The sequence below is a fragment of the Candidatus Chloroploca mongolica genome, from assembly GCF_004762035.2.
Taxonomy (GTDB): Bacteria; Chloroflexota; Chloroflexia; order Chloroflexales; family Chloroflexaceae; genus Chloroploca; species Chloroploca mongolica.
Genome location: NZ_SIJK02000009.1, coordinates 130,768 through 144,934, shown reverse-complemented (window position 1 = coordinate 144,934; position 14,167 = coordinate 130,768). Strand labels below are relative to the sequence as shown.

Sequence of the window (14,167 nt, the reverse complement as noted above, 5' to 3'; positions counted from 1 at the left end):
GCCCCTACAGGGCCGGGGGGCGGGCCCGGTGTAGGGGCACCCCTTGCGGGTGCCCTGGTGGGGTGCACCAACGGAAGATGCCATCGCCCTAGTCCTACCTTCCTGGGGGCTTGACAAATGCGCCTCCATGGTGTTTACTTACAGTGTAAATAAACAGTGTTTACTTCCGAGGAGAAGCCTACGATGCCGAGAGCAGCCCGAGCAGTGCGCGGCAACGGTGCCGCAACCGCGAACCAGATCAAGGCAACCGCGCGCGCCCAGATGGCGGCCCATGGCACCGCAGGGTTGTCATTGCGCGGCATTGCGCGGGCGATGGAGATTACCGCCCCGGCGATCTATAACTATTTTCCAAGCCTCGACGATCTGATCACAGCGCTGATTATTGACGCCTTTACCTCGCTGGCCGAGGCGACTGAAACTGCCGAGGCCGCAGTCAGGAACCAGCCGCCGTTCGACCGCATTATGGCGATCTGCCTGGCCTATCGGCAATGGGCGATCAGCCATCCTACCGACTTTTTGTTGATCTATGGCAATCCTATTCCGGGCTACCAGGCTCCAGAAGAGATAACAATCCCGTTGGCACGCCGCCCCTTTCTAGGGCTCTTTCACCTCTTTGCAAGCACTTTTGAAACCGGTACCTTGCAGATTCCGCCAAGCTACCAGAACATTGCTAGCGAGATGAGCACAGCGATTGCCTCGTGGAAGCAGAGCTCGGCGATAGAAATGCCCGACGCCCTGGTGGTGCTGCTGATGAGTGGCTGGGCACGGGTGCATGGGGCGATCATGCTCGAGATGTTTCACCATCTCCAACCGCTTGTCGGTGATGGAGAGGCCTTTTTTGTCCATGAGGTAACGGCTTTTGCCGCTCAGTTAGAAATACAGTGATGATGACAGCAACAACGCATGTTATTTTTGGCACCGGGCCACTGGGTCGTGCGGTGATGAATGAACTGGTACGCCGAGGCGAGCGGATACGAATGGTCAGTCGTAGCGGTCAGATGGCCGAAATTCCTGAGGGTGTCGCAATCGTAGCAGGCGACCTCTACAATGCCGACTGTGTGCGGGAGGTGACGCAGGATGCGGCCGTCGTCTACCAGTGCGCCCAGCCGCACTATTGGGAATGGCCGGAGAAATTTCCGCCCCTGCAAGCCGCGATCATCGCCGGTCTGACGGGCAGCCAGGCGCGCCTGGTCATCGGCGACAATACCTATATGTATGGCGATACCCGAGGCCAGCCGTTGACCGAAGACCTGCCCTATGCCGCACACACCCGCAAAGGCAAGACACGAGCTACAATGAGCCAGGCAGCCTTGGAAGCCCACGCCACCGGTCATGTCGCAGTCACCATTGGGCGAGGCTCGGATTTCTTTGGGCCATGGGTGACTGACTCGACATTTGGTGAGCGGGTCTTTTCTCCGGCGCTCCAAGGCAAAGCAGCGAGTTTCGTCGGCAAGCTTGATCTGCCGCACACGGCGACCTACATCGAAGACTTTGGACGTGCGCTGGTCATCCTTGGTGAACACGACGAAGCGCTGGGCAAGGCCTGGCATGTCCCCAGTGATCGGCCCGAAATGACGCAACGCCAATTTGCCCAGTTGCTCTACGCTACCGTCGGCCACCCGATCAAGGTGAGTAGCGTAAACAAACCAATGATGGCCCTGGCAGGGCTCTTTATCCCTGGCGCACGCGAGACCGTCGAGATGATGTACGAGTTTGAGCAACCCTTCGTTGTTGACACGAGTCGCTTTGCTCAGACCTTTGAGATGCAGGCAACCCCTCTCGCCGAAGCGATGGAAGCGACAGTGGCATGGTATCGGGGGCATCCTCAGTTGCGCTGAGGATGCATCCGGCGTCGTCAGGGTCAGGCAAGCATCGCACGTAGGGCCGCAAGCCCACGGCGTACCTGAACAGAATCTGCGGTACAATAGTGACAGTCTAGGGGCATTGCTTCCCCTGACCGGTAGCGCTAGCGAAGTGGATGAGGAGAATACAATGAAGTTTCATCCGACTGACGATCAGCAGATGCTGCGTGAGATGGTGCGTCAATTTGCTGAGAAAGAAATTGCACCAACCGCAGCTCAGCGCGATGAAGAGGGCATCTGGCCCACCGATCTTGTGCGCAAGATGGGTGAGCTCGGGTTGCTGGGTGTGGCCGTCAACGAGGACTATGGTGGTTCAGGGCTCGATTATATTTCGTATGCGATTGTGGTCGAGGAACTGAGCCGGGTTGATGCGTCGCTCGGCGTGATTGCTTCGGTGAACAATTCGCTCGTCTGTTACGGGCTCGAGAAGTTTGGCACCGAAGAGCAGAAGCGTGAATTGCTTGTGCCCCTCGCTTCGGGACAGAAACTCGGAGCCTTTTCGCTCTCTGAGCCGGGTGCTGGTTCCGATGCGGCCGCACAAAAGACGACAGCGGTGCGTGAGGGCGATGATTATGTCATCAACGGGATCAAAAACTGGGTCACCAACGGCGATCACGCCGATATGATCATTTTGATGGCAATGACCGAACCCTCAAAAGGGGTCAAGGGCATTTCGGCCTTCTTGATTGACACCCACGAGCCTGGCTGCAGCATTATCAAGGTGGAACACAAACTTGGCATTCGCAGTGCCCATAGCTGCCAGATGGCCTATGACAACTACCGTGTTCCGGTATCGCGTCGCCTCGGCGAAGAGGGGCAGGGCTTCAAGATTGCGATGACGATCCTCAACGCGGGGCGCATCGGGATTGCGGCGCAGGCGCTCGGCATTGCGCAGGGGGCGTACGAAGCGGCGCTTGGGTATACCAAGATCCGTGAGCAGTTTGGCAAGCCGATCCACGAGTTCCAGGCGGTTGGCTTTACGCTGGCCGATATGGCGACGCGGATCAAGGCAGCACGTCTGTTGACGTACGAGGCGGCCTGGCGCAAAGATAATGGCCTCGATTATGTCAAAGATGCCGCGATGTGCAAAGTCTACGCCTCAGAAACGGCTATGTGGGTGGCAACCAAAGCGGTTCAGCTGCACGGGTCGAATGGCTATTCCAAAGAATATACGGTCGAACGCTTCTTCCGCGATGCTAAGATTACTGAGATCTACGAAGGAACCTCGGAGATCCAGCGTCTGGTCATCAGTCGCGAACTGGTACGTTAAGCGGCGGCTTTGCCGCCCGACAAGCTCTTTTGCGCTGGTAAAAAGTCAGCAATGCCGACTTTTTACCAGCGAAGGAACCAACAACCTCACCGGAAGGTGCTTCTCATGACCCTGTTTCTGCTCAGCGGCGATCGTTACAACCTGAACGTGCGTTACCTGCCGCTGATGGCCTGGCTCTTTGTGGGCCTGGTGATCTATGGTGTGGTGGATATTGTCACACGCATGGTTGATGGCCGCGCCCCGGCTGATATTGGTGGGTTGACCGCATTGGCGTTGCTGATCAGCCTCGGTCTCTTTGCGTTGCATAAAGGCGGCGAACTGGTGGTTGCTTCGTTTGACCGGGGCGGTGATCTGATCCGCATTCAGCGCTATGGGATGACCGGGCGGGTGGTGCTGGAACGTCCGTTCAGCGAATTGGTGGCGATGGATGTGCGCGTGTTGCGCCGTTCGCAACATCGGATTGAGTTGCGCTTTCGTTCGGGCGAGCGGCTTCCGCTGACACCTTACTATGTGGTTACATTTAATTCTGGTGGTCTGAATCGCCTCGCCAGTCTGCTTGAGGTTGAGCCGACCCTGATTGCACCAGTCAAGCGTTGAGGTTGGAATGACAACCAGTGTGGTTTCGCCCGGACAGTTGCGTCTGGGCGTCATTTTTATTGCCATTGCGGCGACGCTGTGGGGCACCGTTGGCATTGCGACGCGGGCGCTCTTTCTTATTTCAGACGCCAATCCGTTGTCGGTGGGCTTTTTTCGGCTGGCCCTCGCTTCGCCAGTGCTGCTGCTGGCAACCTATCTAACCCTGGGGCGGGCGGGGTTCCGCATTCAAGGACGCGATTTCTGGCTGATGCTGGGACTCGGTCTCTCGATGGCGCTTTACCAGGTGACCTATTTTGCGGCGATTGAGCGGCTTGGGGTGACGGTGGCGGTGCTGATCGCGCTCTGTACTTGCCCGGTGATGGTGGCAATTCTGGCGGCCCCACTGTTGAAGGAGCGGTTGACGGCTACGGTTGGGATTGCGATGGTGCTGGCCCTTCTCGGCACAGTGTTGCTGGTGGGCGGGGGGCCGGATTTGGGGCGCGACCGCAATCAGATGATGATCGGGGTGATGCTCGCGCTGGGCACCGGTCTCAGTTATGCGTTTGTGACGATGACCAGCCGGGCGCTGGCCCCACGGTACCATCCGTTGCAACCAATCAGTCTGGGCTTTACCGCTGGGGCACTGATGATCCTGCCCTTTGCCCTCGCCGGCGGGCTCGTGCTCGACTATCCGCCGCTCGGCTGGTTGCTCTTGTTGCATCTGGGTTTGATCCCGACGGCCTTTGGCTATATCCTCTTCTTACGTGGGATGCGGACAACCAGTGCAACTGTGGCAAGCATTCTGACCCTGTTTGAACCGTTGACTTCGACGGTACTGGCGTGGTGGCTCTTTCAAGAGCGGCTGGGGCCACTCGGTTTTCTCGGTGCGGCGCTGCTGCTCGGGGCGATGTTTATCCTGATGCGAGGAGAGCGCGAGGCATGACACTACAGCAATTGTCCGGGCGCGTTGCGTACGTGCCCGGGGCCAATAATCTGGGCGTGATTGCAACTGGTGACGGTGGGGCCATCATTGTTGATAGTGGCATCGATAAAGATGCCGCACGCAGTTTGAAAAAGGCGCTGGTGGCAACCGGGCTCACGCCACGGGCGATCATCAGCACCCATCATCACGCCGATCATGTTGGGGGCAATGCGTTTCTGCTCAAGCAATACCCCGAGCTCCAGGTCTATGCGACGCCCTTCGAGGCAGCGTTGATCCAGCATCCGCTGCTTGAACCAATCTATCTCAGCGGTGGGGCGTGCCCGCCAGCCTCCTTGCGTGGCAAATGGGTGCTTGCCCCTGGCTCGCCTGTTCATCACCTGCTCGACGAGTGGCAGACCGTCACCGCAGGGATGAGGCGCACCACCACGATCGCCGGGGTTGAACTTGAGTTGCTCGGTCTGCCAGGGCATAGTCCAGCGCAGATCGGGGTACTGGTGGATGGCGTATGTCTGGCGGCTGATGGCTTTTTTGGGCCGGCGGTGCTGGCGAAGCATGGCGGAGTGCCGTATACGCACGATGTTGCGGCGCAACTGGCGTCGCTTGCGGTCCTTGGGCAACTAGAGGCGGACTGGTTTGTGCCGGGGCATGGGGCTGTGGCTGCGCGGGCGGAGATCGGGGAACACCTGGCCGCCAATGAGGTTGCCGTGCGCGGGGCCTCGGATCTGGTACGTGCGGCCCTGAATGAAGCGGGCGATCTCGCCACGATCACCAGCCGCGTGCTCGGGATGATCGGGCACAGCCTTGCCGGCGTAGCCCAGTACGCCATTTTCAGCGGGGCCGTTGGCGCGCACCTGACCTATCTCGAGCAACAAGGCGAGGCTCGGCTTGAACTGATTGATACCCGTTTGATCTGGGCAGCAGGCTAAACGCATGCTCAACACCTTTCACCTGCGCACCTTTCTGACGGTCGTTGACACCGGCAGTTATTCGGCAGCCGCGCTGGCGTTGCACATGACGCAACCCGCCGTAAGCCAGCAGATCCGTGCCCTGGAAGAGCAACTCGGCGAGATCAAGCTCTTTCGGCGGGTCGGCAAGCGCATGGTACCGACCCATGCGGGTGAAGAACTGCTTGCGAGTGCGCGTGATCTGGTGCAACTCGCCGAGCGGGCCGAACAAACCATTCTGGCCCTGAAAGGCCAGGTCGCGGGACGAGTAGTTGTCGGATGCACAGCAAATAGTGGCGAACGCCTCCTTCCCCGACTGCTGGCCGATTTTCACACCCGCTTTCCTGCGGTTCACCTGGAATTGATCATCGCCCCGGCTGACAGCTTGCTTGATGCGCTTGGTGAACGCGAGATCACCCTGATCGTGTTGGAAGAACAGCAGCGTCGACGTGGCCTTGACCTTGTGGAACTGGGCAGCGAAAACCTGGTACTGGTCGGCGCAACCGGCAATCCGCTGCTCAAACAGGCCCAGGTTCCGCCGGGCATCTTGCGCGAACAGCCCTTGATCTTGCCGCGCCAGGGCTCGTCATTACGGCGCACGATCGAAGAAGGACTACGCAAGCGGAGTGTGTTGCCAGCGGATCTACACCCGGCATTAGAGACTGACAGCATCACCGGAGTGCTGCAGAGCGTACGGGCAGGGCTTGGCCTCGCCTTTGTGCCAAAGATCTGCATACCTGGCCGCAGCGACGGCATCGGCACCATCGACCTGGCCGGGCAGCCGCTGCACCAGGACTGGTTCCTCATCCGGATGCGGGAACGTAGTCAACCCCGCGCCGTCCAGGAACTCTACGACTACATGCTCAGTCCTGTGGCCCGCACGATCCTGAGTAAAGCAGGATTGACGTAGGTTTTAGATTGCAGATTTTAGATTACAGATTGCCGCACAAGGCCTTCCAATGCGCGCTGGCGGGAGTGCCTATGCAGATTGCTCAATTCTCATTGGTATCAAGCACACGTAGATGCTGATCAAAAAAGGTGAGTGAGCGTTCGAGATAGAGCTGCTCTTGCGCACCGGTGAGGGTGTGCGGGCCAGCTTCATAGAGATGGAGCGTGACATCTTTACCGGCGGCACGAAGGGTCTCGGCAATCGCGATGCTAGCCGAGCTCGCCACGGTTGTATCTGCCGTCCCGTGGTGCAGCATCACGGGGGCCTGCGTCGCGCCGAGATAGGTCAGCGGCGACACGCGGGCATACGCATCGGGGTCGCGTTCAGGCGGGAAGGGCCAGGTCTCGGTGCCCGGATCGCCCCCACTCTGCTGGAAGCGCCGGGCATAATCGACGGCGAGATCGGCAGGCGCCGGCGCGTAGACCACCGCAGCCGCAAGCTGATCACTGATCGTGAGCGCCGCAACGGTAATCGACGCCCCACGACTATGGCCCCACATACCAACCTTGCCCTCGCGGGCCATCGGCAGGCGCTGCACCAGCGGGATCAGGCTGAGCACATCAAGATAATACCCGGTATAAAAGGCATTTGGGCCCGCATCGCCGCCGCCGTAACCCCGATAATCGGGGGCAACCACAAGATAGCCGCGCTGCGCAGCATAGTCACTGAACACCCGGCTATCCATCCCTGGCTGATAGCGCTCGGGCGCAATATAGCCACGGTTGGCAATAAGCACCGGGAACGGGCCAGTGCCATCGGGAAGATGTAACAGACCCGTCAGGCGCAGCCCATCAACCGACGGATACGTGATACGATACGTCGTATAACCAGGACCACTTGCATACCGCTCACCGATCACAAGCTCCCCCGCGCCATACCTCAGCGCACGAAGAGCGGGGATCGTCAACCCGGCCACCGGATCGGGGGTCGCGGTCGGCACGGGCGTTGCTGTCGGCGCGGGCGTTGCCGTTGCCATCGGCGTTACCGTTGCCATCGACGTTGCTGTCGGCGCGGGCGCTGCCGTTGCCACCGGCGTTACCGTTGCCACCGGCGTTGCCGTCCGCGCGGGCGGTGCCGTTGCCACTGGCGGTGCTGATCCAACAGGTTGACCTGTGCAAGCTACCAGCATCGCAAGGCTCAGCAAAAGGAGCAGCAGATAGCGTGCGCTCGCAAACCAACGATCAGAGAACATGCTCAAGGCAACAAATCCTGTCTATTCGATACTCACTGGGCAGATGATTGATTGTACCAAACTCACCAGCATTTGTGCGCTTGCACCTCACCGATCTTAGAGGCTCATGCAACGTCCCAGTAGGGTTAGATAAAGTCCGCAGATTACGCAGATTACGCAGATGCGGAAGCCCTAATCTGCGTAATCTGCGTAATCTGCGGACGATCGAAATGACTTTGCATCAGCCCTGGTGTGGCTGGCTCTCAGTTGGAGCAGGCCATTGCTGATGTGGTATCATAGATGGACAACACCGACAGCATATGAACAGCATGAGGGACTGAGAAGGATCGATTCACCTACGAATAATAGGGGAGGAAATACTTGAAGTTTGTTGCGTTGCTACGTGGAATCAATGTCGGAAAGTCTATTCAGGTACCAATGAAGACATTAAAAGGTCTTCTGGAAGAGCTTGGGCTTGAAAATGTAGTTACCTATTTAAACTCTGGCAATGTACTATTCGAATCGGAGCGAGATAGTTCTGAGTTAACTGAGATGATCGAGAATAAACTTGAGAAGACGTTTGGTCAGAACATTCCAACCCTTGTGAAAACCTCCTTCGAGATAGTAGAGATTGAAAAAGCAATACCAGCAGAATGGCATAGCAACGAGAGAGAGCAAACGTATGTTGCATACCTGTTTGATGATATTGCCAGGCCTGAAATTATCTCGGAATTACCAATCAGGAGAGAATACATGGAAATTTTTTATACAAATAAAGCCATCGTATGGAACATAAAAAAAGAAAATTATAACAGAAGTCACATCACGAAGATTATTGGTCACAAATCCTATAGTCGAATGACCACAAGAAACGTAAATACAGCAAGGAAATTGGCTGAGTTTTGTAAAGAGGAATAAGGGGAGGATTTATGCAGAAGATCGATCTCAAGAAAGAGTTGCAACAACTCTACCAGCCGTCAGCAAAGGAAGTTGTTCAGGTTGATGTGCCAACCATGAATTACTTGATGATCGATGGGGAAGGTGACCCCAATATTTCACAGGTATATGCTAATGCGATTGAAGCGCTATTCGCTGTTTCTTATGCCGTGAAGTTCATGATCAAGAAGGGGCCGCTGGCCATTGACTATGGCGTCATGCCGCTGGAAGGTCTCTGGTGGGCAGACGATATGTCAACGTTTTTGCTCGAAGACAAGGCCAACTGGAAGTGGACAATGATGATCATGCAGCCCGACTTTGTCACCGTAGCAATGATCGACAGCGCCATTGCCGATGTGCGCAAGAAGAAAAATCCTGCCGCAATTTCACGCGTACGTTTTGAGCCTCTGGCAGAAGGCACATGTGCGCAAATTCTTCATCTCGGCCCATTCTCGGAAGAAGGGCCCACGATCGAGAAAGTCCACGCGTTTATTGATGCCAGGGGCAAGCGAACTGGAAAACACCACGAAATCTACTTAAGTGACATCAGAAAAGCGGATCCATCAAAATGGAAAACTATTATCAGACAACCAATGCTCTGAACAAGAACCAATACCTTGCAAAGAAGCTCACGCGAAGGCGCGAAGGCGCGAAGGGTAAGCTCACCTACGCGAAAACCTTTGCGCCTTTGCGCCTTTGCGTCAAAAGAACCGCCTTCTTTGCAAGGTATTGGAACAAGAACCTGCGCCCAGGCCGTGGGCGTCAATGCAAGGGTGAAGCGGCGTAGGTCTGTTTTGCCAGCACCACCGGGGTGGCGATCTAGTCGACTACATCCGTTTGTTCCCAAAAAGTCTCGAATCGCGACCATCACGATTCGAGTAGAGCGCGATGCCATTGCCCCACTGATCCGGATACCGTCCTTTTTGGGCAAACACACCTTGAGCGACAACGGTTTCGTGGCACGTAGGATTGTTGTAAATGATGACCAATTCCCGCTCGACCTCCTGAACAGACCGCGTCAGGGCCTGAACGACTGGTCGCATCACGCTTACGGGAAAGGGATTATACAAATAGACGATGTTGTACGCGTCGTAACCGGAGAACATTGATGCATCCCCATGGAATACGTTCACCCGGTGTGCGTTTAACCGTTTGAAATTTCGCGTGGCTATAGCAGCGATCTTTCCCGACAACTCGATGCCGTCCACGCGCACGAACGGGAAAGCAAGCATCGTTCGCAGTGCGCTTCCCTTGCCGCACCCGATGTCAAGAATTGCGTCCTTCGGCGTAATCTTCAAATCGGTCAAGATATGCTTGAGGTATTTGTTGCCAGACGGCGAAGATCCAAATGCGGAATGTGGATCAAGGCCTGCCTCTTCGGCGCGTAGAGTGGTCAAGAAATCCAAGCCATGAAGCCTGTCGGCGAAGATCATAACGGCACGCGCCAAATTCGATGGGGTACATGAGGTCAGCTTCATATATGATTTTTGGCTTGCAGATACGGAACGACAATGGTTCGGCGCGAGGCGGTGCTGGAACGATGGTTCACTGATCGCGTGGGTGTTGGCGGGGCAGGGTGCTTATGCCGCTTGCTGCTGGACTGAATATGATTGAATTAGTACCTCTGCGGGAATACCTAATCCCTGATGTAACTTCCGTATCATCTCCAGGGTCAATGGTCGTCGTCGATTTAAGACCTCTGATACCCGCGCCCGAGTGCCAATATACGGTTCTAAGTCACGCCGAGTTAACCCTCGGCTCTCTATCACGTACAGCAACATCTCAATGGGATCTGGAACATCGATAGGCTCTATCTCCGCCTCATAAGCCTCAATGAGCGTGGTCAGTACATCGAGACGATCGCCTTCGGGGCTACCAGGCTTTGACGAAAAAAGCGCTTCGACGTCTGCGAGCGCTGCTTCATAATCTTCCGGTGTACGAATAGGCCGGATGTCCATTGTCGCCTCCGTATTTACGCATATTTCATCAGTATTTTTTTGGCGCATTTGTCTCTTAACTCTTTGCTAATATGTGATGAGCGAAGTCTTTTCATACGCCTTCTTGTATGAAATTTTCTTCTTTGGCTAGATCTTCTCGGCGTCAATCTGGTCATACTCTTTGTGTGTACCAACAAAGCGAATATAGACAATGTGAAAATCATAATTTATTGCAACCACGAGCCGATAGTTGTTACCACGAATATTGAAAACGACACGGTTATTCGCAATGATGCTTGCATTCGCATATGTTCGCTTGACATCATTCGGATTATTCCAGTCTGTACTTTTTGCATCCTGGTACCAGGCCTTGAGCGCCTGTTCGGCATCACTATGGGTTTCCCAGAACTCACGTAATGTCTTCTTTGCGATGACCCGCATATGTTGTTGCTCAACAGGTCGCGTCCCTTCCAGGCAAAGTATAACACGTTCCCGTTACGGGAACAAGTAGGAGCTTGCAGGGTTCGACCTGCTGCCCAACTTGACTGTTAGCCGCCCCGCTGGCACATCGCGGGTGAGAGCCCCTGGTACATTATGTGGCGAGAATTGACAATGGGCGGGACGCCCTCGCTCCCAGGACACGTGTGAACCATTACCACACCGCCTCGCTCTCCGGCTGAAGCATGGTGGCAAGCCTCAGCGCAGGCAACGATCCGCTACCACACCGCCTCGCTCTCCGGCTGAAGCATGGTAGCAAGCCTCAGCGCAGGCAACGATCCGCTGGTGCCACGATGGCCGCGTGGGGCGGCGCATCGAAAGGAATACTTCTTGCGCCCCCGCACATGGACGCTGCCCGCCTGGCCGATAGCACCCTGGAACACCAATACCGCACCGCGATGGAGCAGATCACCGCCTGTGGCACCGACGTCTGTTGTTCTGATCAAACTACTCTGGTGACCCTCTTTAAGGGTTGCGGGCCTTGGCATTTCTGGTACAATCAAGTGTCTTGTCGTTGCGTTGGGAGGTTTGCGACCCTCAAATTTTCAGTCGCTGGTCAACAAGCCAGCGTAGCTGGCTTGTTGACCAGCGGCACAATCGTATTGAGACAAACCTACGGAGTAAGAGTTAGCGTATGGCGAGATCTACCGCATCGGGTACCATCTCTGAGCGAGCGAGTAGGGGCGCGGCCTTGACTGTGCCACGGGTTGGCGATCTGCGCCCTTATATCCTGCTGATCGTGTTGACGATCGTGCTCTTGATGCTGGCGTATACGGCACGGCCCACCGTGGTCATCGATCTCGGTAGTACCCGTGATATGGCGTTTCTGCGGGATTTTAACGGGCGCGAAATAGATGCGAGTGGGGCGAGTGAACAGTTTGCCTGGCCTGCCGGCGAGCGTGAGTTGGCAATCCCTGGGCGACGCGATGGGGTCTGGATTGCGACGTTTGAGGCTAGCCCCGATCAGCCCGATCGGGCCTTGCGCCAGGTGGCCATCGCTGTTGATGGCATCCGGGTGGAGATGCCGCGTCTGAGTGAGCGGACGCTGGTGGCCAAGCTGACGCCCGATCTGCTTGAGGCCGAGACGGTCACCATCCAAATGGTGTCGCCACTTGTGGGTGATCCTGAACCGCCCACAGATCTGGTTGGCACCTTGACGATTGCACCGGCGCGAACCTATCGCTGGTCACAGGGTGAGAGCCAGATTGTGATGCCGGGGTTGGGTCGAGGGGCCTGGACAGCTCATATCCGGCTGATTGCCGCCCATCCAAACCAGCAACCGGTTGAGGCAAAGTTGCTGGTGAATGGGGTGCCGATGGTTGCCATTCCCGACCGGGGCGAAGAGCGGATGATCCATCTGCATATTCCCGCGAGTCTGATGGGCAATGGTGATCTTGAACTGGCGCTTCAAGCCAATGTCTATAATGATCCACGTGAGCTCGGGGTGCTGATCTCGCGGGTTGTGGTTGCCCCGGCAGCCGGAACAGGTGTGATCCGTAGTGCGGTGCCTCCCTGGGCCACGACCTTCTCGATGTTGACGATGGTGCTCGGGGTCTATGGCGCGCTGAGCATGCTGCGTGTCGGTGAGACAACGAGGGTCATGGCCCGTGCCTCGCTGCACCGGTGGGGCGATCTGGGGCCCCTGATTGGTGCGTTGCTGGTCGCGCTGGTGGGGGCCTGGGCTTTGATGGTCTACCGCTTCCCGACCAGTTTCTTTCTGCCCCGTCTGGCGGGCCTGGCGATCTGGAGCATTGTGCTGGCGCTGGCGCTGATCCCGTTGACAAATTGGTTCTTTGCTGCGATCGGTGCGATTGAGCCACGCGAACACGAGGAACGCGGGCGCTTCACGCCAGCGCCCCTGACGAGTGCGCTGCTGCTCATCTTTTTTGTGAGCTACTGGTTCAAAGCGGGCGGCATGCTCTACCCCTATTTTGTCGCGGTTGATGTGCAATGGCATATGGAACGCGCCCGCTGGATCCTGGAAGGCCAGTTGCCGCTGCTCTATGGGCTCAATAGTCCGCTCAACGAGAGCACGATGCCGACGGCGGAATGGGGCGAGAATCGCCCGATTATCCCCTATTCACCCTATTTCCACATCTTTGCGGCGCCGCTCAGCCTGTTGCCGTGGCCGATGCCGTTGTCGATCAATATGCTGAGTGCGTTGGCTGATAGCACGCGCATCATCATGATCGGCCTGCTCGGCTGGCGCTTTGGGCTCAGCGCACGCAATGTCGTCTTTGCGGCAGCGATGTATGCGGTGATGCCCGTTGCGTTTCTCTTGCATGCCTGGGGCAATGTGCCGACGACCTTTGGGCTCTGGATGACCCTGATGGCGACAACCTTCCTGGTGTGTGCCTGGGAACGCATCCACGAGCGCGGGCCAATGGTCATCTTTAGCCTAATGCTGACCGTTACGTTCCTGATCTATACGGTGACGGCGGTCTTTATGGGGGTCTTTCTGGTGCTGCTCACGCTGATGTTGCTGGCAGCAGCACCAAAGGGGGCCGAGTGGGCGGCGCTGCGGACGCGGATCAAGCCGATCTGGCAGGCGACCGGGGTGGCGATCCTGGTGGTGATCGTCGTCTATTATGGGCAGTATATCCTGCCGATTATCGAGCGGAGCGTGCCCTATTTTGCGACGGTCTTTACCCAGGGGGCCAGCAGTGTCGGCGTTGAACGGGCACCCTTCCATCTCTATATGTGGGCGTTCTTCCAGGCTTTTGATTACCGCATCTGGCCGGGGCGCTACCTCTTCTACGGGTTGGCCTTCCCGCTACTCTTTACGATCCCAGGGTTCTTGCATCTCTGGAAGCGCCCGCTCGCGGGGGTCTTCCTGGCGGCCTGGTTCTCGGTGTCGATAGTTTTTATGCTAGCGGGCTACCGAATTTCGATGGTGGACAAGCAACTCTTCTATATTCTGCCGATCATCGCGATCTGTTGGGCCGTCTATGCCGGGCGCTACTGGCAACGGGGGCGTTGGGCGCAGATCATGATTGTGACGATCTATCTTGTCAGTGCGGTGGCGGCGCTTGACCAGTGGTTCTTCCGCATTGCCATTTCGCCCTTAAGCTGATGACACGT

General features: G+C 56.8%; 14 protein-coding genes. 10 read left to right on the top strand and 4 right to left on the bottom strand.

All coding sequences use genetic code 11. The features are described from left to right. Positions 1-183: 183 nt before the first annotated feature. The 7 genes from EYB53_RS07415 (at position 184) to EYB53_RS07385 (ending at position 6,505) form a co-directional block, all read left to right on the top strand. A complete protein-coding gene (locus EYB53_RS07415) occupies positions 184-885 on the top strand; it encodes a TetR/AcrR family transcriptional regulator (protein ID WP_135477568.1) in 702 nt (233 codons plus the stop codon). Next, a complete protein-coding gene (locus EYB53_RS07410) occupies positions 885-1,838 on the top strand; it encodes an NAD-dependent epimerase/dehydratase family protein (RefSeq protein WP_135477567.1) in 954 nt (317 codons plus the stop codon). Before EYB53_RS07415 ends, EYB53_RS07410 begins: the two co-directional genes overlap by 1 nt. Positions 1,839-1,992: 154 nt before the next feature. Next, complete coding sequence (locus EYB53_RS07405) at positions 1,993-3,132, top strand: acyl-CoA dehydrogenase (protein ID WP_135477566.1); 1,140 nt, start codon at positions 1,993-1,995, stop codon at positions 3,130-3,132. Between the two features lie 105 nt (positions 3,133-3,237). Then, entirely contained in the window at positions 3,238-3,729 is a 492-nt protein-coding gene (locus tag EYB53_RS07400) for a hypothetical protein (protein WP_135477565.1), read from the top strand. A gap of 7 nt (positions 3,730-3,736) precedes the next feature. Continuing rightward, positions 3,737-4,651, top strand: a complete 915-nt coding sequence (locus tag EYB53_RS07395; RefSeq protein WP_135477564.1) for a DMT family transporter — start codon at positions 3,737-3,739, stop codon at positions 4,649-4,651. Further along, entirely contained in the window at positions 4,648-5,577 is a 930-nt protein-coding gene (locus tag EYB53_RS07390; protein WP_135477563.1) for an MBL fold metallo-hydrolase, read from the top strand. The genes EYB53_RS07395 and EYB53_RS07390 overlap by 4 nt, the downstream gene beginning before the upstream one ends. Before the next feature lie 4 nt (positions 5,578-5,581). After that, a complete protein-coding gene (locus EYB53_RS07385) occupies positions 5,582-6,505 on the top strand; it encodes a LysR family transcriptional regulator (protein ID WP_135477562.1) in 924 nt (307 codons plus the stop codon). 82 nt (positions 6,506-6,587) lie between these two features. Here EYB53_RS07385 and EYB53_RS07380 read toward each other — a convergent pair whose 3' ends face one another. After that, on the bottom strand, positions 6,588-7,736 hold the full coding sequence (locus EYB53_RS07380; RefSeq protein WP_135477561.1) for an alpha/beta hydrolase family protein: 1,149 nt from the start codon (positions 7,734-7,736) through the stop codon (positions 6,588-6,590). A gap of 360 nt (positions 7,737-8,096) precedes the next feature. Between EYB53_RS07380 and EYB53_RS07375 the strand changes: the two genes are divergently transcribed. Then, on the top strand, positions 8,097-8,633 hold the full coding sequence (locus EYB53_RS07375) for a DUF1697 domain-containing protein (protein ID WP_135477560.1): 537 nt from the start codon (positions 8,097-8,099) through the stop codon (positions 8,631-8,633). 11 nt (positions 8,634-8,644) lie between these two features. Then, complete coding sequence (locus tag EYB53_RS07370; RefSeq protein ID WP_135477559.1) at positions 8,645-9,253, top strand: GyrI-like domain-containing protein; 609 nt, start codon at positions 8,645-8,647, stop codon at positions 9,251-9,253. Between the two features lie 225 nt (positions 9,254-9,478). Here EYB53_RS07370 and EYB53_RS07365 read toward each other — a convergent pair whose 3' ends face one another. The 3 genes from EYB53_RS07365 to EYB53_RS07355 form a co-directional block, all read right to left on the bottom strand. Then, complete coding sequence (locus EYB53_RS07365; protein WP_135477557.1) at positions 9,479-10,129, bottom strand: methyltransferase domain-containing protein; 651 nt, start codon at positions 10,127-10,129, stop codon at positions 9,479-9,481. Positions 10,130-10,231: 102 nt separating this feature from the next. Then, entirely contained in the window at positions 10,232-10,609 is a 378-nt protein-coding gene (locus tag EYB53_RS07360) for a helix-turn-helix domain-containing protein (RefSeq protein ID WP_135477556.1), read from the bottom strand. A gap of 126 nt (positions 10,610-10,735) precedes the next feature. Beyond that, on the bottom strand, positions 10,736-11,029 hold the full coding sequence (locus EYB53_RS07355; RefSeq protein ID WP_135477555.1) for a type II toxin-antitoxin system HigB family toxin: 294 nt from the start codon (positions 11,027-11,029) through the stop codon (positions 10,736-10,738). A gap of 691 nt (positions 11,030-11,720) precedes the next feature. Between EYB53_RS07355 and EYB53_RS07350 the strand changes: the two genes are divergently transcribed. Then, entirely contained in the window at positions 11,721-14,159 is a 2,439-nt protein-coding gene (locus tag EYB53_RS07350) for a glycosyltransferase family protein (RefSeq protein ID WP_135477554.1), read from the top strand. The last annotated feature ends 8 nt before the right edge of the window (positions 14,160-14,167 follow it).